18 protein-coding genes are annotated in these 20,393 nt (G+C 72.1%); 10 read left to right on the forward strand and 8 right to left on the reverse strand.

Annotated elements, in window-relative coordinates:
* Positions 1-43: 43 nt before the first annotated feature.
* The 6 genes from metZ to AOM06_RS07780 all read right to left on the reverse strand — a co-directional run bounded on the left by metZ (position 44) and on the right by AOM06_RS07780 (position 6,762).
* A complete protein-coding gene (gene metZ / locus AOM06_RS07755; protein WP_062304251.1) occupies positions 44-1,261 on the reverse strand; it encodes an O-succinylhomoserine sulfhydrylase in 1,218 nt (405 codons plus the stop codon).
* A 49-nt stretch (positions 1,262-1,310) separates the two neighbouring features.
* Entirely contained in the window at positions 1,311-1,499 is a 189-nt protein-coding gene (locus AOM06_RS07760; protein ID WP_062304254.1) for a hypothetical protein, read from the reverse strand.
* A gap of 221 nt (positions 1,500-1,720) precedes the next feature.
* A complete protein-coding gene (gene yicI, locus AOM06_RS07765; RefSeq protein ID WP_062304256.1) occupies positions 1,721-3,991 on the reverse strand; it encodes an alpha-xylosidase in 2,271 nt (756 codons plus the stop codon).
* Positions 3,992-4,057: 66 nt separating this feature from the next.
* Positions 4,058-5,086, reverse strand: coding sequence for a LacI family DNA-binding transcriptional regulator (locus tag AOM06_RS07770; protein ID WP_062304257.1), 1,029 nt, complete (start codon positions 5,084-5,086; stop codon positions 4,058-4,060).
* Between the two features lie 132 nt (positions 5,087-5,218).
* Positions 5,219-6,199 carry an acetylxylan esterase gene (locus AOM06_RS07775; protein WP_062304258.1) on the reverse strand — a complete coding sequence of 327 codons (981 nt, stop codon included), beginning with the start codon at positions 6,197-6,199 and terminating at the stop codon, positions 5,219-5,221.
* A 149-nt stretch (positions 6,200-6,348) separates the two neighbouring features.
* Positions 6,349-6,762 (reverse strand): rhodanese-like domain-containing protein, encoded by a 414-nt coding sequence (locus AOM06_RS07780; RefSeq protein ID WP_062304259.1) that lies wholly within the window; start codon positions 6,760-6,762, stop codon positions 6,349-6,351.
* A 103-nt stretch (positions 6,763-6,865) separates the two neighbouring features.
* On the opposite strand from AOM06_RS07780, the gene AOM06_RS07785 reads away from it, so the two are divergent.
* Both AOM06_RS07785 and AOM06_RS07790 read left to right on the forward strand, forming a co-directional pair.
* Complete coding sequence (locus tag AOM06_RS07785; RefSeq protein ID WP_062304260.1) at positions 6,866-7,144, forward strand: ArsR/SmtB family transcription factor; 279 nt, start codon at positions 6,866-6,868, stop codon at positions 7,142-7,144.
* Positions 7,141-7,533 carry a VOC family protein gene (locus AOM06_RS07790; RefSeq protein WP_062304262.1) on the forward strand — a complete coding sequence of 131 codons (393 nt, stop codon included), beginning with the start codon at positions 7,141-7,143 and terminating at the stop codon, positions 7,531-7,533. The genes AOM06_RS07785 and AOM06_RS07790 overlap by 4 nt, the downstream gene beginning before the upstream one ends.
* A 3-nt stretch (positions 7,534-7,536) precedes the next feature.
* Here the strand turns inward: AOM06_RS07790 and AOM06_RS07795 are convergent, their stop codons facing one another.
* Together AOM06_RS07795 and AOM06_RS07800 are read right to left on the reverse strand one after the other, a co-directional pair.
* Positions 7,537-9,636, reverse strand: coding sequence for an FtsX-like permease family protein (locus AOM06_RS07795; protein WP_156163624.1), 2,100 nt, complete (start codon positions 9,634-9,636; stop codon positions 7,537-7,539).
* Positions 9,637-9,717: 81 nt separating this feature from the next.
* Complete coding sequence (locus AOM06_RS07800; RefSeq protein ID WP_062304267.1) at positions 9,718-10,221, reverse strand: phosphoribosyltransferase; 504 nt, start codon at positions 10,219-10,221, stop codon at positions 9,718-9,720.
* 67 nt (positions 10,222-10,288) lie between these two features.
* Between AOM06_RS07800 and AOM06_RS07805 the strand changes: the two genes are divergently transcribed.
* From AOM06_RS07805 to AOM06_RS07840, 8 genes are all read left to right on the forward strand, one after another.
* Positions 10,289-11,560, forward strand: coding sequence for a hypothetical protein (locus AOM06_RS07805; protein ID WP_062304271.1), 1,272 nt, complete (start codon positions 10,289-10,291; stop codon positions 11,558-11,560).
* A gap of 222 nt (positions 11,561-11,782) precedes the next feature.
* Positions 11,783-12,250, forward strand: a complete 468-nt coding sequence (locus tag AOM06_RS07810; RefSeq protein WP_156163625.1) for a hypothetical protein — start codon at positions 11,783-11,785, stop codon at positions 12,248-12,250.
* Between the two features lie 58 nt (positions 12,251-12,308).
* Entirely contained in the window at positions 12,309-12,854 is a 546-nt protein-coding gene (locus AOM06_RS07815; protein ID WP_156163626.1) for a hypothetical protein, read from the forward strand.
* Complete coding sequence (locus AOM06_RS07820) at positions 12,851-13,384, forward strand: hypothetical protein (protein ID WP_062304279.1); 534 nt, start codon at positions 12,851-12,853, stop codon at positions 13,382-13,384. The genes AOM06_RS07815 and AOM06_RS07820 overlap by 4 nt, the downstream gene beginning before the upstream one ends.
* An 82-nt stretch (positions 13,385-13,466) precedes the next feature.
* Positions 13,467-15,773: a phosphoribosylformylglycinamidine synthase subunit PurL gene (purL, locus tag AOM06_RS07825; RefSeq protein ID WP_062304282.1), complete on the forward strand. Its 2,307-nt coding sequence runs from the start codon at positions 13,467-13,469 to the stop codon at positions 15,771-15,773.
* Between the two features lie 32 nt (positions 15,774-15,805).
* Entirely contained in the window at positions 15,806-18,961 is a 3,156-nt protein-coding gene (locus AOM06_RS07830; RefSeq protein WP_062304284.1) for a glycoside hydrolase family 2 TIM barrel-domain containing protein, read from the forward strand.
* A 70-nt stretch (positions 18,962-19,031) separates the two neighbouring features.
* Positions 19,032-19,928 (forward strand): hypothetical protein, encoded by an 897-nt coding sequence (locus tag AOM06_RS07835; protein ID WP_062304287.1) that lies wholly within the window; start codon positions 19,032-19,034, stop codon positions 19,926-19,928.
* A gap of 20 nt (positions 19,929-19,948) precedes the next feature.
* Positions 19,949-20,320, forward strand: coding sequence for a sterol carrier family protein (locus tag AOM06_RS07840; protein WP_062304290.1), 372 nt, complete (start codon positions 19,949-19,951; stop codon positions 20,318-20,320).
* The last annotated feature ends 73 nt before the right edge of the window (positions 20,321-20,393 follow it).

Genomic DNA, 20,393 nt, shown 5'->3' on the forward strand with positions numbered 1-20,393 from the left:
GCTGCGACGCTAACACGCGAGGGTCCCGCTCCGGATCGCCGCGTCAGATCGCGTCGAGGGCGCGCGCGAGGTCCTCGCGGAGGTCCTCGGCGTCCTCGAGGCCGATGCTCAGCCGGACCGTCGCATCGGACATCCCCACGCGTGCGCGCCGCTCCGGACCGATCTTGCGGTGCGTGGTGGTCGCCGGGTGCGTCGCGATGGACTTCGCGTCTCCGAGGTTGTTCGAGATGGCGATCACCCGGAGCGCGTCGAGGAAGCGGAACGCGGCTGCCTTCGCCTCGGGACCATGCGGGTCGGTGCCCTCGGGCAGCGCGATGTCGATGGTGACGAGCGTCCCGCCGAGCGTCATCTGCGCCTTCGCCCGCTTGTGCTGGGGGTGCGAGGGGAGCAGCGGGTAGCGAGCGACCGCGACCTTCGGGTGCGCGTCGAGCCACGTCGCGAGCTCGAGGGCCGAGGAGGCCTGCGCCTTGACGCGCACCGCCAGGGTCTCGAGCGACTTGCCGAGCACCCACGCGGTGAACGGCGACATGGTCGCGCCCATCGTGCGGACCATCTGGCGGACCTTGTCGACGTACTCCTTGCTTCCCAGCACCGCGCCGCCGAGCACGCGGCCCTGGCCGTCGATGTGCTTGGTCGCGGAGTACACGACCGCATCGGCGCCGAGCTCGAGCGGCTTCTGGCCCAGCGGGGTCGCGAAGACGTTGTCGACGATGAACAGCGCACCCGCCTGCTTGGCGCGCGCGGCGACGAACGGCAGGTCCACCACGTCCTGCATGGGGTTGGTGGGCGACTCGCAGAACACGGCGGTCGCGGGCGTGGCGAGCGCGCGCTCCCAGTCCTCGTTGACGTGGCCGTCGACGTAGTCGACCGTGATGCCCCAGTTCGCGAAGTACTCGTCGAAGGTCGCGATCGAGGTCCCGAACAGGGCGCGCGAGGCCACGAGCCGGTCGCCCTGGCGCAGCACGGACGCGAGCGACACGAACACCGCGGCCATGCCCGTCGCGGTCGCGAAGCAGTCCTCGGCGCCCTCGATCGCGGCGAGGCGCTCCTCGAACATCGTGACCGTCGGGTTGGCGTAGCGCGAGTACTGGTAGCGCTCGATCTCGCCGGCGAACGCGGCCTCGGCCTCGCGCGCGGTCGGGTAGACGTAGCCCTGCGTCATGTAGATCGGCTCGGACATCTCCTCGAACTGCGAGCGGTGCAGGCCGGCGTGGACGGCGAGGGTGTCGGGGCGGAGCTGCGGGGCGTCTTCCGAGGTCATGCGCTCAGGCTACCGGCGTGGTCCGGTCCACCAGGGGCCGCGGCGGCACCTACTTCAGGCGGGTCGTCGCCATCACGCCGACCGTCACGAGGAACGGGGTTGCCGCCACCGCGACCACGACCAGCGGGTAGACCACCCACCGCGCGCGACCGCGCGGGGGTCGACGGATCAGCAGCGCCACCAGGGCGACCACGAACGCGATCGCCAGCGCGATCCACACGTAGGTCCCGATCTCCATGACCTCAGCTCCTCTGCAGGGTGACGGTGGGCTCCGGATCGCAGCAGGCGACGCTGCCGACCCTCTCGCCCGGGCTCATCGTCGCGGCTCCATAGGCGCAGACTACGGCGCGCGGGTCCTCTGCGGAAGTACGGATGACCAGGGGTGATGCCCCCACTTCGGGGGTCTTCCGGACGATGCGGCCGCGGGCCGAGCGTGCCCCGCCGCCGCATCGTCCAGGCTCAGGCCTCCCGCACCGCGTAGGCGCGGCCCGAGGCGCCGATCGCCTCGAGGGCGCCGTCCCGGACGGTCACGGTCACCGTGTCGCTCGAGCCGTCGGCCGCGTGCAGCGTCACGTCGCGCACGTCGTCCCCGCCCGGGTACACGACCAGCTCGACGTCCGCGAGGTAGTCGTAGTCGGGGCGGTCGTCGCGCGTGCCGCGTGCGAGCACCGCGCCGGCGCGCACGTACAGCGGCATCGACTGGAAGCCGTGAGTCTCGCGGGCCCAGCGGCCGCCGGTCACCCGCTCGGCCGTGAGAAGCGAGGTCCACTCGCCTGCGGGCAGGTAGAGGTCGACCGTCCCGGACTCCGACATCACCGGCGCGACCAGCAGGTCCGGGCCGAGCATGTACTGGCGGTCCAGGTGCTGCGTCGCGGGGTCGCCGGGGTACGCGAGGAACATCGGCCGCATCATCGGCATGCCGGTCCGCGTCGTCTCGACCGAGGCGGCGTAGAGGTACGGCATGAGCGAGAGCTTGAGCTTGGTGAACACGCGCGCGACGTCCACGGCCTCCTCGTCGAAGGCCCACGGCACACGGTACGAGTTCGATCCGTGCAGGCGCGAGTGCGAGGACATGAGCCCGAACGCGAGCCAGCGCTTGAACACGCCCGCGTCGGGCGTGCCCTCGAAGCCGCCGATGTCGTGGCTCCAGTAGCCGAAGCCCGAGCTCATGAGCGACAGCCCGCCGCGCAGCGTCTCCGCCATCGACACGTACGACGACGAGTTGTCGCCGCCCCAGTGCACCGGCATCGTCTGCCCGCCGGCGGTCGCGGAGCGCGCGAACAGCACGGCGTTGCCCTCGCCCTTCTCCTCGACCAGCGCCTCCCACACGGCCTCGTTGTAGAGCTGCGTGTAGAGGTGGTGCATCGCCTCGGGCGACGTGCCGTCGTGCCACACCACATCGGTGGGGATGCGCTCGCCGAAGTCGGTCTTGATCGCGTCGACGCCCTGACGCGCGAGCGAGCGGATGAGGTCCTGGAACCACGCGCGCGCCTCGGGGTTGGTGAAGTCCACCAGCGCCATGCCGGGCTGCCACAGGTCCCACTGCCAGATCGAGCCGTCGGGGCGCTTGACCAGGTAGCCCTTCTCCGCGCCCTCGCGGAACATGCGTCCGCGCTGGCCGATGTACGGGTTGATCCACGCGGACACGTGGAGGTCCTTGTCCTCGTGCATGCGCTTGAGCATGAGGTCCGGGTCGGGGAACACGCGCTCGTCCCACACGCCGTCGGTCCAGTTGTACTCGCGCATCCAGAAGCAGTCGTAGTGGAACACCGACAGCGGGATGTCGCGCTCGCGCATGCCGTCCACGAAGGAGTTGACCGTCTGCTCGTCGTAGTCCGTGGTGAAGGACGTCGACAGCCACAGCCCGAACGACCACGCCGGCACGCGCGGCGGCCGGCCCAGCAGCGCGGTGTACCGCTCGATCACGTCGGCGGGCGTGGGGCCCGCGAAGACCAGGTACTCGAGCGACTCGCCGCCGGTCGAGAACTGGACCCTCTCGACGGCCTCGGAGCCCACCTCGAAGCTCACGTGCTCCGGCTGGTTGACCAGCACGCCGTAGCCCTTCGAGGACAGGTAGAACGGGATGGACTTGTAGGCCTGCTCGGAGCTGGTGCCGCCGTCCGCGTTCCAGATGTCGACGGTCTGGCCGTTCTTGACGAACGGGCCGAACCGCTCGCCGAGGCCGTAGATGGTCTCGCCGACGCCCAGGTCGAGCTGCTCGTGGACGTAGGAACGATGCGGGGCCAGCCCGGTCGCGGAGTAGGGGGTGACGCCCACGGGCTCGGCGGCCACGGGAGCGCCCGGCGCGAGCTCCATGTACCCGAGCGAGCGGTGGCCGGAGCCCGTGATGCGCTCGCCGTCGACCTCGAAGTCGAGGCTCCACGGCGCGCCGCGGCGCACGCGCGCCGTGAGGCGGCCGGAGGTCAAGGTGCCCTCCGCATCGTCCGTCGCGGCGACGCCGGCGCCCTCGGTCGCGCCCGGCATCCCGAAGCCAGGGGAACGATGCGCGCCCTGGTGGTGGTCGATGCGCACCCGGATCACGCCGTCGAGCGGGGAAGACAGGGTCAGGGTGAGCACGGCGCCGCCGAGCGTGTCGCCGCGCGTGTGGATGACCTTGGTGGGTGCGTGGACGGTGAGGGTGTCGCCCTCGGCCCAGAGGTCGTACGCCTCGGCGGCGTAGTGGGCGTCGACGCCGGGGCGCCGCAGCCAGAATCCGTCGGTGAACTTCATGGCGGGTCTGGGGTCCTCTCGTGACGGCGGGTCGCCGTCGTCAGGTCGCGCGCGACGTTGCGCGGATCACGGATGGGGGGTGAGGGGCGCGCGGCTCCGAGCGAGGACGGAGCCCGCCTCGCGGTAGTCGGGGACGAGCAGCACGGTCTGCGGCTGGTGCTCGCCGGTCTCGATCGCCGTCACGAGCAGCTGGACCGCGGCCTCGCACGAGGCGTGGGCGTCCAGCGGGATGACGTCGAGAGGCACGGCGAACCTGCCGGTGGAGAACGTCACGCCGGCCGCGATCGTGGAGATGTCCTCGGGGATGGACAGGCCGTGCGTGGCGAGCGCGGGGCTGAGCGAGGCGGCGACGTCCGTGGTGGTGTTGAGCACGATGCCGTCGAGCTCGGGCAGCTTCTTGAGCAGCCGGTCGACGCTGCCCTGCGCGGTGTGGCCGTGCGGGTGCGTGACGGCGTAGGCGACGCCGCGGGCCTCGGCCTGCGCGATGAAGCCCCGCAGGAAGCGCCGCGGGAAGTTCGAGCCGCGCAGCACGGTGTCCTCGCGATGCGAGATGAGGCCCAACGCGCGGTGGCCCGCGTCGACCAGCCGGTCGACCGCGATGCGCGCCGCGGCCTCGAAGTCGAGGTCGATGCAGACCAGGCCGTCGGTGTCGGCGGGGAGGCCGATGAAGACCGTGGGGCAGGACAGGGTGCGTGACAGCTCGACGCGCGGATCGTCCTCGTCGACGTCGAGCACCACGATGCCGTCGGCCAGCGAGGTCGCGGCGGAGCGGCTCATGCCCTCGACGGCGTCGTCGTGGACCAGCAGGAGCGTGTCGTAGCCCGCCGCGCGCGCGGCCTTGGTGGTCTCCATCGCGAACGTCATGTGCGCCGTGTCGTCCGTGTCGGCGTGGACGGGCTCGCTGACCGCGATGATCTGGGAGCGCTGAGCGGCGAGCATGCGCGCGCTCGCGTTGGGGGCGTAGCCGAGCTCGGCGGCCACGGCGAGCACGTGATCCCGCGTCGCGGGCTTGATCGAGCGCTTCCCGCTGAGGGCGTAGGAGACCGTGCTGATGGACACGCCGGCGGCCTCCGCCACCTCCGCAATGGTCGCCATGGGTGCTCCGTCTCGTCCTGGGCGTTTTCGAAGCGTTTCGAAACACCCTGCCGTCACTTTATGTTGTGCGCGACAACAAGGCAAATCTATTGCCGCGCACGCGTGCGCGCCGTCTGCGCGACGCGCACATGCTCATGCCGCGGGTTGCCGCGTCAACGCCTTCTCGAGCAGCGCGAGGTGGTGCTCGACCTGGTGCATCTGGCCGCCCTCGTGCCCGTTGAAGGCGTACTCCACGATGCTCTTGGGTCCCGCGTAGGCGTTGTAGGCGGAGTACACCGTCGAGGGCGGGCAGATGTCGTCCATGATCGCGACCGACCACACGGACGGCGCGGTGGCGCGCGGCGCGAGGTTCGCACCGTCGAAGTAGGCGAGCGTCTGGTGCACGGCCTCGACCCCTCCCCGGTGGACCGCGAGGTAGCGGCGGATCTCGGCGTAGGGGTCGGAGTCTGTCATGCGGATCGCGCGCGGGAAGTTGCACAGGAAGGGCACGTCGATCAGTGCCGCCCCGACGCCGTCGGCGAGCGACGCCGCCGCGATCGCGATGCCGCCTCCCTGAGACGAGCCCTTGACGGCGACCCGCCCCGCGTCCACGCCGGGGAGCTCGCGGGCCACGTCGACCGCGAGGGTCGCATCGGTGAAGACCCGGCGGTAGTAGTAGGTCTCGGGCGACTCGATGCCGCGCGTCATGAAGCCTGGGACGGACGGGCCGGTCGCGTGCGGGTCGGCGGTGTCGCCGCCGTTGCCCCACGCGGAGGCCTGGCCGCGCGTGTCCATGATGAGATGCGCATAGCCGGCCGCGGGGAGCAGCGAGTACTCGTAGGGCAGGCCGCGTCCGCCGCCGTAGCCGATGTACTCGACCACCACGGGAAGGTCGGTCGCGCCCTTCGGGGTCGCGAGCCAGGCGCGGATCGGGTCGCCGCCGAAGCCCGAGAAGGTGACGTCGCGGACGGTGAGGCCGGGAAGATCGACCACCGGTGCGGAGATCTCGGTGGGGCGGCGCGCGGCGCGCGACTCGGCGAGCGTGGCCTCCCAGAACGCGTCGAGGTCCTCAGGGGTGTCGAGGCTCGCGGTGAACGTGCGCAGCTGGTCGACTGGGAGGTCGAGCTCGGCCATGGGAGGTGCTCCTGTGCTGTCGTGGCTGCGGGGCCGTCGTTGGCGCCGCGCGGTTCATTGAACCACGGCGGCACGCGCGCGTCGAATCGCTTCGACGCGGGGCTGCCGCGCATGGCCCGACGGCGCGTCGGGCGGGTCGACGCGCCGCGTCAGCCCTGCTGCCAGGGGAGCCCGGCGCCCTTCCAGCCCTGCCAGCCCCGGTGGCCGTTCTCATCGGTCGCGCCCTCGAATCCCTCGAGCACGTTGTAGGCCGGGCCCAGGCCCGCCGCGGTGGCCGCCTCGGCCGCGCCGATGGAGCGCGCGCCCGAGCGGCACAGGAAGACGATGGGCTGGCCCGGCTCGGCGCCCGTGGCCTTGAGCTGGTCGAGGAAGCCCTCGTTGCGCTGCATCGTCGGGTACGTCACCCACTCGATCAGCGCGGGCTTCTTTCCCAGGCTCGAGGCGTCCGGGACGCCGGTGAAGCGCCACTCGGCCTCGGTGCGGACGTCGACCAGGATCGCGCGCGGCTCGTCCTCGAGCAGCTTCCAGGCCTCGTGCGGCGTCAGATCTCCTGCGTACGTCATGTGGTCCTCCCGGGTGGCGATGCGCGTCAGTCTAGGGGCGTGGTCGCGCGCGATGTGCAAGTAATCGCTTGCGTGCAAGTGCCTGCTTGCCTATTCTGACCGGGTGGCCGATGTGTACGACGCTCTCGCCGCGCCTGCCAGGCGCGCGATCCTCGACGTGCTCACGGCCCGCGACCACCAGAGCCTGTTCGAGATCACCACACGGCTGCTCGGCGATCACGACATCTCCCTCACTCGCCAGGCCATCTCCCAGCACCTCGCGGTGCTCGAGGAGGCGGGCCTGGTGTCCTCGCGGCGTGAGGGCCGCACCCGGCTGCACAGCCTCGATACCCGGCCGCTGCGCGCGATCGCGCGCCGTTGGCCAGACAAGGAGCCCGAATGATCCGCATCCACCTCGCGAGCGTCTTCGTGACCGACCAGACCAAGGCGCTCGACTTCTACACGCGCGTGCTGGGCCTCGAGCCCCGCCAGGACATCGACATGGGCGACGGCAACCGTTGGCTGACGGTGGGCAACCCGGGCGACCCGAGCATGGAGCTGCTGCTCGAGCCTGCCGGCCACCCCGCGGTCGCGCCCTTCCGCGAGGCGCTCGTCGAGGACGGCATCCCCGCGGCCCAGCTCGCCGTCGACGATCTCGAGGCGGAGCACGAGCGCCTGGTCGGGCTGGGGGCGACCTTCGTCCAGCCGCCGACCGACTTCGGTCCCGTGGTGGTCGCGGTGATCGACGACACGGTGGGCAACCTCATCCAGCTCGCGCAGATGAAGGGCTGAGGCTCAGCGCGCGAGCCGCTGCGCCTCCTGAGGGGAGCGCGCGTCCACGCCGCGCGCCGCGAAGAGCGACGCGATGCCGACTCCCGCCGCGCCGCCCGCCACGATGCCGAGCGCCGCGATCAGCGCCCGGAGGATGACGACGGGCAGGTCGCGCGCGAGGATGGTCGACGCGCCGGCGCCGAGCTGCTCCCAGACCTCGAACACGGCCACGCCCAGCAGCCCGAGCGCGACGCCCACGATCACCCCGAGGCTCATCGGTACCGCGACGCGTGCGATCGCGGCGATCTGCCTGCCGTGGCGGTCCAAGCCGAGGGCCCCTGCCGTCGCCGCCTCGCGCAGCGCCGCGCCACGGCCCATCCACTCCGCCAGCCCCACCATGAAGCCGCCGGCCATGAGCAGCAGCGCCCCGCCGAGCCACCAGACCAGCAGCGCGTCCACCACCAGGTCCCATGTCGCGAGAGTCGCTCCGGCCGCCATGAGGTCATCGTCGTAGGCGCGCACCGGGGCCATCACCGTCGTCTCCACCGCGCCGAAGGTGAGCCCGGCGGAGAGCAGCAGGCCCGTGGCCGCAGCCGTGAGGCTCCCGGTGCGGTGGCCCAGGGCGTGGGAGGCGAGCACCAGCGCCGGACGGCCGGTGCGTGCAAGCGCCGCGCTCGCGTGCGGCAGCAGGGCACGCACGGCGACCACGCCGAACGCGGCGGCCACGACCGCGACCGCGATCCACGCGCCGACGGCGATCGCGTCGATCCCTCCCGTGGTGCTCGGCGGGTTCCCCGCAGCCACGGCCAGCCCGAGCGCACCGATCCCGCCGAGCCACGCGAGCGGCACGCGGCGGCTCCTCGGCTCGGCGTCGCGCTGGTGGGTCGCGCCGCGCGGGCTGAGCGCCGCGCTCGGCTCGACGCGCGAGGCCCACAGCGCCGGCACCAACCCGATCACGAGCGCGAGGATGATCGCGAGCCCGAGCAGTGCCGCTACGTATCCGAGCGGCAGGACGGCGAGTGCGGGTCCGTAGACGTCGGGGCGCGACGCGGGCTGCGCCGAGTAGATCCACGCCTCGACGCCCCATCCGGCTGCCACCCCGATCGCGCCGGCGATCACGCCGACCACGAGCCCCTCGAGCGCGCCGGCGACGACGATGTCCCGGCGCGTCGCACCGAGCGCACGGGCGGTCGCGACCCACTGCGTTCGCGCCTCGCCCTGGGAACGGCCCGCGGCGATGGCCGCGCCCACCGCGACGATGGCGAGCAGGCCGGCACCCATGAGCGAGAGCATCTCGCCTGCGCCGAGGCTGGAGCTCAGCCACGGGGACGTGTCGGAGCGCTCCCAGGTGGTTGTGACATCCTCGAGGCCTGCGACCATCGGCCCGTCCCACGCGAGCACGATGTCGTAGCTGCCGGTGCGCTCGCCCCGCTCGTTCACCGCGGGGAGAATGCCGCCCACGGCCGCGACGTCGGCCAGGCTGTCGGGCGAGATGAGGCTGGTCACGTCGTAGTCGACCGCATCGAAGGCGAGGGTCTTCGCGAACCCCGAGACGGTCAAGGTGACCGGGTCGGCGTCGGGTATCCCCTCGAGGTCTCGGCCCACCAGCGTGATCGTGTCGCCGATGCCGAGCGCGAGGTCGCGAGCGTACAGGGATGCCAGCGCCACCTCGCCCGGTCCGGGGGCCTCGCCCTCGTACATCAGCGGTGCGGCGGACTCCGGGTCGACCGCCGCGAGGTACATGCCACGATCGCCGGACTCGGCGACGATTGCATAGGACCCCTGGCTTACCGAGACGTCGATGCCCTGTGCCGCGGCATCGGCCACGATGGCGTCGATCTCCTCGGATGTCGCCGACCGGTCGTACAACTGCTCGCCGTGGAGGTAGCCCACGCCGTTGCCCCAACCGGGCAGCGTCGCGATGTTCTCGGCGTCGGCGGCGCCCGCGTAGGCCGTGTTCGCATCGCTGGCTACGGCTGCCTGCGTCATGACGGACGCCACCGCGAACGTGGCCAGCCCAGTGGCGAGCGCCACCATCACCCCCGCCGTCAGCGTGTACCGGCGCTGCGCGCGCCACTGCTCGCGCACCAGCGCGCCGTTCAGTCCCCCGAAGATCCCTCGCATGGCGGCCACGCTAGCGACGCGACGCCGCGCGCCGCATCGTCCCTGCGCATCGTTCCTGGGTGATACCCCGGTATGACGCGGTCAGCCCTGCTCGGGATGAGGCTTGCCCGGGGTGACCGGCGGGAGCGCGGACCACGGGAAGGTGATCCACAGGTCGGTGCGCTTCCAGACGTAGTCCGGGTCGATGACCGAATGCGACTTCGCGTAGAGCACCACGGTGCGGACCTCGCCCGCGTGCTCCTCCATGAGCTTCTTCACCAGGGCGAGCGTCTCGCCGGTGTCCGCGACATCGTCCGCGATGAGGACCTTGAGGCCCTTCATCGCGTCGGTGTCGAGCAGCGGGGGCAGGAGCACGGGCGCGGGGAGGCGCTCGTCGATGCCGGTGTAGAACTCGACGTTGAGCGTGCCGACGCCCTTGGTGCCCAGCGCGTACGAGATCGCGCCGCCCACCGGCAGGCCGCCGCGCGCGACGGCCACGACCACATCGGGCTCGTAGCCCGAGTCGACCACCATCTGCGCGAGCTCGCGCGAGGCGTCGCCGTAGCCCTGCCAGGTGAGGATCTCGCGCTCGGGGGTCTCGGTCATGGTGGCTCCTTCCGGTGAGGCGAGGGTACCTGTGCGCAGGGCGACGCGGCGCGGCTAGCCTGGCTCGATGGGTTTCTTCACCGCCGACGGGGACGAGCGCCGCTTCTACGAGGCCGATGCGTGGTTCCAGGCATGGCTCGCCTCGAGCCCCAAGAGCGCGGAGTACCTCGCGACGCGCCTGCGCAAGGCCACGGGTCACGACCTCCACTTCACCGCGGCCGAGCTGCGGCCCACCGTCGATTGGGTGACGCGCGACCTGCGCCGCGACCGTTCGGCCGTGAAGCCCGACTGGGCCTACCGCTCGGAGCTCGGCCAGGAGCTCACCATGCACGGCGCCGCGCTGATCGACGGCCTGCTGGTGTACGTCGGCGGCCTGGCCGACGCGCATCGTCCGATGTCGTGGGGGCTCGACCGACGCGAGGGATCGGCGACCTACCTCGACCCGGTGCTCGGCCCCGGCGGCCCGCCGGTCGCGATGCTGCCGTACGCGATCGCCGCCATGGGGCACGGCCGTGCGTCCTGGGACGCCGTCGAGGACGTGCTGCGCTGGTTCGACACGGACGGCGAGATGTCCTACGCGGACTTCGACACGCCCGCCGAGGTGCGCGAGTCGTTCGTCCCCAAGGGCGGCTTCCTGCGGAAGGTCGAGCGCCCCGCGGAGCTACCGCGTGCGGTGCCGTCCGAGGTGCTCGGTCCCCTCAGCGAGGAGGACCCCGGCCTGGTGGTGAACGATGCGGGGCCCGGGCACGCGCCCGGCACGCCGTCGGACGCCACGCATCACGCCATCGTCATGCTCGCCGCCGGGGCGATCGACGAGGCCGCGCTGCTGCGCTTCCTGCGCGCGTGCGACGCCGCGCCCGGCATCCAGCGCGTGCTGTTCCGCAGCCACCACATCCTCGAGGCGTGGGCACCGGGCCTGCTCACGGTCGAGGTGCTCGCGTCGCTGCGCGTCGCGGCCCGCACCGAGCTGCCGTCGCGGCCGGACGATGCTCCGCTGAGCGAGGACGACCGCCGCGGGCTGCTGCTGCGCGCACCGTTCCTCGAGCGGCTGGGGAAGGCCGAGGACCTCGCGCTCCGCACGATCGAGATCGACGGCTTCGACGCGACCGTCACCGTGCAGACCCCGTGGCTCGACGACTACACCTACACCGTGGCCCTCCACCCGCGGATCGTGGAGACGCTCACCGAGGCGCGCATGCACGCGGTGGCGGACGCGCTCGGGGAGCTGCCGGGCGTGGACCGCGTGCTGTGGGAGGACGCGGAGGGTGTGCACGTCCATGCGCCGGGGCTGCCCGTCGAGCAGCTGGCCGACGCCGTGGCGGAGGCGTTGCGGGGCTGAGCCTCCTCGCGCCGCCCGGCGCTGCGGCCGCAACGCGTGCTGATCGTGCGGTGTCGCGCCCTCGCGACGTCGCAATCGGTGCGGATCGTGCGGGGAGCGCCGCGCAACGAGACACGAATCGCACGCGCTGTGCCCCAGCGAGGCGCCGGTCCGACACGATCCGCACGTGTTCCGGGCGGGGGCTCCCATTGACGCACGCCTCGAACCGGACAAGATGGACCCATGCGCGCCTTGCGGATAGCAGGCCTGACGGCGATGACGGCGGTGGTGGTGGTCATCGCCTGGTTCGGGCTGTGGGAGGCGCCCGCGCGCACGGCGACGTTCGCGGGCGACCTCACGGGCGAGGGCGTGCCGGTGAGCGACGTGGTGGTCGAGCCGCACGGCTGGTGGACGGTGTGCGTCTCCGGGGTGCTCGACGTGAGCACGCAGACCGTGGGCGTGATCCTTCCCGACACCTGGACGGCGCACCGCTTCGGTGTGATCCCGCGCGTCGTGCTCGACCGGCCCGAGGCCGAGGTGCGCGACCGCGCATCGGGAGCGCAGATGCCCCAGGACCGGGACGCGATGCTCGAGGGCGCGCTGCTCGACGTCGACGACCCGGACGAGGCGCCCATCGCGCAGCGGTGGATCGACCTGTGCGGGGAGGCCGACCTGTTCGTGGTGATGACCCCGCTCGCCATCTTCGAGTAGAGCGAATCCCCTGGTGGTGCCCGCCGCTACCTGCTAGAACGTCTCCATGGGGGCAACGATGGAGACGCGTACTGGCGCGGGCCGGATCGCGACCGTGGCGCTGGTGACGGTCGGCGTGGTGCTCGGAGCGCTGCTGGTGGTGCAGGCGGTGACGAGCCACGCGGTCTCGGACACCACATGGAAGGACGCGACCCTGGTCACGTATCCCGCGCACAAGTGGTCCGGCACCGCGGAGCACGTCGCTGACGGGCTCTCCTTCGACTTCACCGCCTCCGAGCTGCTGTGCTCGACCGCGCGCGCCGCGGACGGCAGCGGCACGGTCGCCGTGGTGCTGCCGAACTCGTGGTCGGCCACGTCCCCGGTCGAGACGGGGGTGCGGGAGGACCACGGCCCGCGGCTGGAGTCCGGCGAGGACGGCACGGTCCTCGAGTCCGCACCGTTCGGCGCGAGCGAGATCACGGTCGAAGGTCGCATGCTCGATACCGCCGATGCTGGGGACGCCGCCTACGCGAGCGCGTGGGTGACCGCGTGCGGCGAAGCCGATCAGTTCGCGCTCGCGGCGCCCGACGGATTGAGCGGTGGAGAGATCGAGGGGGGGTCATGAGCGAGCAGCGGACGGTCAGCGTGCCCACCAGGCGGGGGCCGGCGCCGTCGCGGCGCGCGGCGGCGGCAGGGGTCGTGGTTGCGGGAGCGGCGCTCGCGGTGGTCGCGACCGCGGTCCTGTGGGATCGCCCGGCGGAGCTGCCCACCTACGAGGCGTCGGCCTGGACCGGCGAGTCGACCGAGATCGAGGGCTACGTGAGCCTCGAGACGCATGGGCTGTTCACCGTGTGCCCGGAGCTCGTCACCGACGGCACAACCCGCATCGGCGTGCTGCTGATCGACGGGTTCACCGCCACCATCCCCGGCATCGGCCTCTCCCACTCCGGACCCTGGCTCACGGCTCCCGCGGGCGAGCGCGTGGCCGATGCGCCTCTCATCCACGACTACCCGACCGACGTGCAGGTGCTCGACCCTGCGGTCGCGGCCGATGCGGCGCTCGCGGACTCCTGGACGGCCACGTGCGGCGCGGCGGACTCGGTGGTGCTCATCGACCCTGACGCGACCGTCACGACGCCCGACTTCACCAACTGAGCCCGCGCCGTCCGGGGGAGAGGCGAGGGGGAGCGCGCGGCTAGGATTGCCGGGTATCCGCCGGCACTCTCACGAGGACACCATGACCGACGCCCCCGCCCAGCCCGCCGCCCACCTCGACACCGTCGAGCACGCGGCAGCCACTCCCGACGAGCAGCAGCCCTGGGGCGAGCTCGGCCTCAAGCACGACGAGTATCAGCGCATCCGCGACCTGCTGGGCCGCCGTCCCACCAACGCGGAGCTCGCGATGTACTCCGTCATGTGGTCGGAGCACTGCAGCTACAAGTCCTCCAAGGTGCACCTGCGCCAGTTCGGCGAGAAGACGACTCCTGAGATGAAGGAGCGCCTGATGGTCGGCATCGGCGAGAACGCCGGTGTGGTCGACATCGGCGACGGCTGGGCCGTCACCTTCAAGGTCGAGTCGCACAACCACCCGTCCTTCGTCGAGCCGTACCAGGGCGCCGCGACCGGCGTCGGCGGCATCGTCCGCGACATCCTCGCGATGGGTGCCCGCCCGGTCGCCGCGATGGACGAGCTCCGCTTCGGCGCGATCGACCACCCCGACACGGCCCGCGTGGTCCACGGCGTGGTCTCCGGTGTGGGCGGCTACGGCAACTCGCTCGGCCTGCCGAACATCGGCGGCGGCGCGCGCTTCGACTCCTGCTACCAGGGCAACCCGCTGGTCAACGCGCTGTGCGTGGGCGTGATGAAGCACGAGGACATCCACCTCGCGTCCGCCGAGGGCGTGGGCAACAAGGTCGTCCTGTTCGGCGCCCGCACGGGCGGCGACGGCATCGGCGGTGCGTCCATCCTCGCCTCGGAGACCTTCGAGGACGGCGTCCCGGCCAAGCGTCCGAGCGTCCAGGTGGGCGACCCCTTCATGGAGAAGGTGCTCATCGAGTGCTGCCTCGAGCTGTTCGCCGCGGACGTGGTCCAGGGCATCCAGGACCTCGGCGCCGCGGGCATCTCCTGCGCGACCTCCGAGCTCGCGTCGAACGGCTCGGGCGGCATGCACGTGTGGCTCGACGACGTCCTGCTGCGCGACCCCACCCTGAACGCCGGCGAGATCCTCATGTCGGAGTCGCAGGAGCGCATGATGGCGGTGGTCACGCCGGAGAAGCTCGACCAGTTCCTCGAGATCACGGGCAAGTGGGACATCGAGACCGCCGTGGTCGGCGAGGTCAACGACTCGGGCCGCCTCACCATCGACCACCACGGCGAGCGCATCGTCGACGTCGACCCGCGCACCGTCGCCCACGACGGCCCCGTGTACAACCGTCCGTTCCACCGCCCCGCGTGGATGGACGGGCTCCAGGCCGATGCGTTCGCGGGCGACCTCCCGGCGACCGGCGACGCGATGAAGCAGGCCTTCCTCACGCTCCTCAGCAGCCCCAACATGTCCTCGCGGACGTGGATCACGAACCAGTACGACCGCTACGTGCAGGGCAACACCGCGGCCGCGCGCCCGGACACCGCGGGCGTCATCCGCGTCGACGAGTCCACGGGCCGCGGCGTCGCCATCGCGACGCGCAGCAACGACCGCTTCACCAAGCTCGACCCGTACAACGGCGCGCGTCAGTCCGTCGCGGCTGCCTACCGCGCCGTCGCGATCACGGGCGCCGAGCCGACCGCCGTCACCGATGGGCTGAACTTCGGCTCGCCCGAGGACCCCGACTCGATGTGGCAGTTCGCGGAGGCCATCCGCGGCCTCGCCGACGCATGCCAGGAGCTCGGCGTGCCGGTCACCGGCGGCAACGTGAGCCTCTACAACGGCACTGGCGAGCCCGGGAAGATCGACTCGTCGATCAACCCCACGGCCATCGTCGGCATCCTCGGCATCCTCGACGACGTCGCCCGCGCGACCCCGTCGGGCTGGCGCGAGGACGGCCAGCTGCTGTTCCTCATCGGTGCCACCAAGCCGGAGCTCGACGGCAGCGAGCTGGCCTCGACGCAGGGTCACCTCGGCGGCCTCCCGCCCGTGCTCGACCTCGCGTGGGAGAAGGAGCTCGCGGAGATCCTCATCGCGTGCTCGCGCGACGGCCTGGTCGACGCCGCCCGCGACGTCTCCGAGGGCGGTCTCGCGGCCGCCGCGGCCTACGGCGCGCTGCGCTACGGCGTCGGCGCGCGCATCGTGCTCGACGAGGTGTGCGAGCGCGACGGGTTGACCCCCGCGCAGGCGTTGTTCTCCGAGTCGCAGGGCCGCGCGCTGCTCACGGTGCCGCGCACCGAGGAGCCGCGCTTCGTGGCGATGCTCGAGGCGCGCGGCGTGCCGTTCGCGCGCGTGGGCGTCACCGGCGGTGACGTGCTCGACGTCCAGGGCCAGTTCGAGGTCCCGGTGGCCGAGCTCAACGAGGCCTGGGAGGCTCCGCTTCCGTCGCGCTTCGCCTGAGGCCTCTGCCGGGGACGATGCGCGGGTAGGGCATGAGGGCACGCGGCTGGGTGGCGCTCGCGGGCGCGGGCGCGCTCGCCGCCAGCCTCGCCGCGCTCGCGCAACCCGACCCGACCCCGTGGGCCGGCACGCCCGAGGTGTTCGAGGTGAACCGCCTCGAGGCAGCGGCGCGCTCGATCCCCGTGGCGGACGCCGCGACCGCGCTCGAGCTCGGCGCATACGATGCCGAGGCGGCCTCGCCGTGGCTCCTGTCGCTCGACGGCGAGTGGAGCTTCCGCTGGTCGCCCACGGTCGCCGACGCGAGCCTCGACTTCGCGGACCCCGCCACCGACGTCCGCGGGTGGAACACGGTCGAGGTGCCGCACCACTGGCAGCTCGACGGCTACGGGGACTCCGAGTCGGGCGACCTCGTCTACCTCAACGAGCAGTACCCGTGGGAGGCCTACGGCGAGCTCACGCCGTTCGAGATCCCCGATGAGCACAGCTCCGTCGGCTCGTACCGGCGCGACGTGGACGTGCCCGCGGACTGGGACGGGCGTCGCACCGTGCTCGCCTTCCAGGGGGTCAAGTCCGCGTTCACCGTCTGGGTGAACGGCGTCGAGGTGGGCTACAGCGAGGATTCGTACGCCCCGGCCGAGTTCGACGTCACCGAGGCCATCCGGCCCGGCACCAACACCGTCGCGGTGCTGGTGCACCGGTGGTCGGACGGCTCGTGGCTCGAGAACCAGGATCAGATCGACCTGTCCGGCATCTTCCGCGAGGTCGAGCTGTACTCGACGCCCGCCTCCTACGTGGCGGACCACACGATCACCACGGAGGTTCACGACGACCTCGGGGCCGCCACGGTGGAGGCCACCCTCGACATCGTGGGCGACGCGACGGCCCGCGCCACGCTGCACGATGCGGAGGGCGCCGTGGTCGGGGAGGCGACCGGGGCATCGTCCGCCATCGAGGTCGAGGATGCACGCCTCTGGTCCGCCGAGGACCCCTACCTCTACACGCTGATCTACGAGCTGCTCGACGGCGAGGACGTGATCGAGACGGTCGCGACGCGCGTGGGGATCCGTGAGTTCGGGATCGTCGAGGGGCTCATGACGCTCAACGGCATGCCGCTCGACATCAAGGGTGTGAACCGTTCGGAGATGCATCCCGACACTGGGCAGGCGCTCACCGAGGACCAGACGCGCGCGGACCTGGTCGCGATGCGTCAGCACAACATCACGGCGGTCCGCACCTCGCACTACCCGGCGAGCCCCGCGCTGTACCGCCTTGCCGACGAGATCGGCATGTACGTGCTCGACGAGGCGGCGCTCGAGACGCACTCGCTGCGTCCCTTCCCCGACGGCGCCCCCGAGTGGGACGCCGCCGTGCTGGACCGCATCGTGAGCATGTACGGGCGCGACAAGAACCACGCGTCGGTGCTGTGGTGGTCCTTGGGCAACGAGATCGGACCCGGCGACGTGTTCGCCGAGGCCGCCGACTGGCTCCGCGCGACCGACCCGACGCGGCCGGTCCATTTCCAGGAGGACAGCACCGTCGTGGACCTCGACGGCGTGTTCTACCCGTACGTGTCGACGCTCGAGGAACGTGCGGCGACCACGACCGGGCGGCCGTGGATCATGACCGAGTACCAGCACGCGCTCGGCGCCGGGTTGGGCGGCATCGAGGAGTTCTGGGACGTCATCGACACGAGCCCCGAGATGCAGGGCGGCTTCGTGTGGCAGTGGGCGGACCAGTCGATCCGGTTGCCGATCGACGGCGGAGTCGCGGCGCTTCCGGTGGCGGACGATGCGCCCGAAGGCTCGACGTACCTGTCCTACGGCGACGACTGGGGCGAGCTGCCCACGTCGGGTGCCTGGACGCTCAACGGGGTGGTGAACCCCGATCGCGAGGCGCAGCCCGAGCTGATCGACCTCGCCGCGGTCTACGCGCCCGTCGAACTGGTGGACACGGACCTCGAGGCGGGCCGGATCCAGCTGCGCAACGAGCACCTCTTCACGGGCCTCGCGAGCCTGGATGCGTCGTGGGTCCTCGAGGCGGACGGGGTGCCCGTGTCCTCGGGTGACCTCGACGTCGCGCTCGCGCCGGGTGAGACCGGGTGGGTCCCGCTGCCCGTCGAGGAGCCCGCCGACCCGGTCGCGGGCGCGACCTACCGCGTGACGGTCTCCTTCGCGCTCGCCTCCGACACCGCCTGGGCGTCCGCGGGCCACATGGTCGCGTCCCTGCAGGCGACGATGCCGTGGGACACCGGCGCTGCCGTCGCGCCGGGGGAGCGGGGCGAGGTCTCTGTCGAGGAGTCAGCCGGGACGACGACCGTCTCCGGCGACGGCTTCGCGGCCGCCTTCGACGTTGCGAGCGGCGCGCTCGCGTCCTACGTGGTCGACGGCCTCGAGCTGCTCGCCGAGCCCTGGCACCCCGACTTCTGGCGCGCCCCCACGCAGAACGACCTCCTCAACGGCGTCACCGACAACGCGCTCTCGTGGAAGGGTGCGGGCGAGGCGCTCGAGGACGTCGCGGTGAGCGTCGACGCGGGACCGGACGCCGCCGTGATCCGCGTCGCGGCGACCGTGCCGGCGGCGGGGAGCCCTTCGTGGGAGGCGACCTACACCGTCACCGGGGACGGGGCGATCGCGGTCGAGGCGACGCTCGGTGCGACCTCGCGCGCCTTCGAGATCCCCGCGGTGGGCATCGAGCTCACGCTGCCCGGGGCGTTCTCTGAGCTCGCCTGGCTGGGCGCAGGTCCCCACGAGACGTGGCGCGACCGCGACACCGGCGCGCTCATCTCGGTGTGGACCTCCACCGTCGAGGAGCAGGTGTTCGACAACGTGGTCCCGCAGGCGACAGGCAACCACACCGGCGTCGAGTGGTGGGCCGTGACGGACGAGGCGGGGGCGGGGCTCTTGGTGGTCGCGGGCGACGCGCCTCTCGAGGCCGCGACGCTCCCCGTGACCGAGGCGGCGCTCGAGGAGGCGGGGCATCCGTTCGAGGTCGAGCGCGACGGCCTGACGCATCTGAGCATCGACGCCGTCCAGCAGGGGCTGGGGCTCACGTGGGGAGAGCGCGCGCTGCCCTTCGCGACGGTCGCGGGCGACGAGCCCCACTCGCTCGCATTCACGCTCGCGCCGCTGCGCGCGGGCGACGATGCGGGTGCCGCGGCGCGCGCCGTCCGCGCGGCAGCCGCGCATTGACGTCACCCCAGGCACAGCCCTAGATTCACGGGCACCGAGGACGATTCCTCGCGTTGAGGGGGGAGGCGCCATGCGCATATCGGCGACGCTGACGGCTCTCGCCCTGCTGCCCGCACTCCTCGCGGGCTGCTCCGCCGAGGCCGATGAGGCCCCGGCCCCCGCATCGTCCCCGGGCGCCGGCCTCGATGGGAAGGCCGACGCCGACGGCGACCTCCTGTCCGACGCGCAGGAGGCCAAGCTCGGCACGGACCCCCACCTTCCCGATACCGATGGTGATGGTCTCGAGGACCTTCTCGAGCTGGTGACCACCCTGACGGATCCGACGCTCGCGTCCACGGACGGGCTGATCCCCGACGGCGAGTCGGACATCGACGGTGACGGCCTGGGTGCGCTGCGCGAGCGGGAGCTGGGCACCGATCTCATCACGGCGGACACCGATGGGGACGGGCTCGACGACGGTGCCGAGCTCGAGTTCGGCACCGATCCCCTGCTCTACGACTCCGACGGCGACGGGATCTCTGACGGCCTCGAGGCCGCACATGCGCTCGACCCGCTCGCGGTCGACGAGGACGGGAACGTGACCCGCACCGTGCTCGAGGGCGACGTGACGGTGACCGTCACGGGCGAGGCCGGCGCGGTGACGGAGGTGCGCGCGGCGCGCGGCGCCGACGTCCGCTGGGACGAGTCGCCCGTGGTGCTGACCGACTCGGTGGACTTCTTCGCGCTCCCCGCGTCGACGCGTGTGCGCTTCGAGGTCGAGACGGTCGGGCTCGACGCGGACCCGGACGATGTCGCGATCCTGCTGCACTCCGGCGACGGCGAGATCCTCGACGTGCTCGAGCCGGACGGGCGCGACGAGGGTGTGCTCTCCTTCGAGTACGAGGTCGACGAGCCGCTCGAGCACCCCACCTTCGGCGTCATCGATCATCCCGCGTGGCTCGCGTTCTTCGAGGATTTCGACTACTGACCCTGTGACAGGCTTGGCGCATGCCAGCACGTCGTCGCATCCCCGTCGCAGCCGGTCGCGAGGCCGTGGCCCAGTGGGCCGCGCTCACCGATGCCGGGAACGTCGATCCCGGCATGGTCGCCATGGCCGTGCGGTTCAGCCTCGAGGAGCTCGCCGCGGTCGCGCGCGGGCGCTCCCTGGAGGTGCGCGTCCCGCCGTGGGGCGCGGTCCAGGCGGTCGAGGGCTCGGTGCACCGCCGCGGCACGCCTCCGGCGGTGGTCGAGGTCGCGCCCGAGACCTGGCTTGGCCTCGTGACCGGCCGCGTGCGCTGGGACGATGCAGTCGCGGCGGGAGACGTCGACGCGTCGGGGGAGCGGTCCGACCTCTCGGCGCTGCTGCCGCTCGAGCTCTAGCTGCGGGCCTCGTGGCGGGACATAGGTGCCGGATCCGGGACGGATCCGACCCTCAGGTCCCGCCAGCGAGCGG

Origin of the sequence: Demequina subtropica (genome assembly GCF_000971235.1) — a bacterium.
GTDB lineage: Bacteria > Actinomycetota > Actinomycetes > Actinomycetales > Demequinaceae > Demequina > Demequina subtropica.

Excerpts from the sequence above, each read along its gene's own strand:
- metZ (WP_062304251.1), bottom strand. The coding sequence starts at position 1,261 with ATGACCTCGGAAGACGCCCCGCAGCTCCGCCCCGACACCCTCGCCGTC.
- AOM06_RS07760 (WP_062304254.1), bottom strand. The coding sequence starts at position 1,499 with ATGGAGATCGGGACCTACGTGTGGATCGCGCTGGCGATCGCGTTCGTG.
- yicI (WP_062304256.1), bottom strand. The coding sequence starts at position 3,991 with ATGAAGTTCACCGACGGATTCTGGCTGCGGCGCCCCGGCGTCGACGCC.
- AOM06_RS07770 (WP_062304257.1), bottom strand. The coding sequence starts at position 5,086 with ATGGCGACCATTGCGGAGGTGGCGGAGGCCGCCGGCGTGTCCATCAGC.
- AOM06_RS07775 (WP_062304258.1), bottom strand. The coding sequence starts at position 6,199 with ATGGCCGAGCTCGACCTCCCAGTCGACCAGCTGCGCACGTTCACCGCG.
- AOM06_RS07780 (WP_062304259.1), bottom strand. The coding sequence starts at position 6,762 with ATGACGTACGCAGGAGATCTGACGCCGCACGAGGCCTGGAAGCTGCTC.
- AOM06_RS07790 (WP_062304262.1), top strand. The coding sequence starts at position 7,141 with ATGATCCGCATCCACCTCGCGAGCGTCTTCGTGACCGACCAGACCAAG.
- AOM06_RS07795 (WP_156163624.1), bottom strand. The coding sequence starts at position 9,636 with ATGCGAGGGATCTTCGGGGGACTGAACGGCGCGCTGGTGCGCGAGCAG.
- AOM06_RS07800 (WP_062304267.1), bottom strand. The coding sequence starts at position 10,221 with ATGACCGAGACCCCCGAGCGCGAGATCCTCACCTGGCAGGGCTACGGC.
- AOM06_RS07805 (WP_062304271.1), top strand. The coding sequence starts at position 10,289 with ATGGGTTTCTTCACCGCCGACGGGGACGAGCGCCGCTTCTACGAGGCC.
- AOM06_RS07810 (WP_156163625.1), top strand. The coding sequence starts at position 11,783 with ATGCGCGCCTTGCGGATAGCAGGCCTGACGGCGATGACGGCGGTGGTG.
- AOM06_RS07815 (WP_156163626.1), top strand. The coding sequence starts at position 12,309 with ATGGAGACGCGTACTGGCGCGGGCCGGATCGCGACCGTGGCGCTGGTG.
- AOM06_RS07820 (WP_062304279.1), top strand. The coding sequence starts at position 12,851 with ATGAGCGAGCAGCGGACGGTCAGCGTGCCCACCAGGCGGGGGCCGGCG.
- purL (WP_062304282.1), top strand. The coding sequence starts at position 13,467 with ATGACCGACGCCCCCGCCCAGCCCGCCGCCCACCTCGACACCGTCGAG.
- AOM06_RS07830 (WP_062304284.1), top strand. The coding sequence starts at position 15,806 with ATGAGGGCACGCGGCTGGGTGGCGCTCGCGGGCGCGGGCGCGCTCGCC.
- AOM06_RS07835 (WP_062304287.1), top strand. The coding sequence starts at position 19,032 with ATGCGCATATCGGCGACGCTGACGGCTCTCGCCCTGCTGCCCGCACTC.
- AOM06_RS07840 (WP_062304290.1), top strand. The coding sequence starts at position 19,949 with ATGCCAGCACGTCGTCGCATCCCCGTCGCAGCCGGTCGCGAGGCCGTG.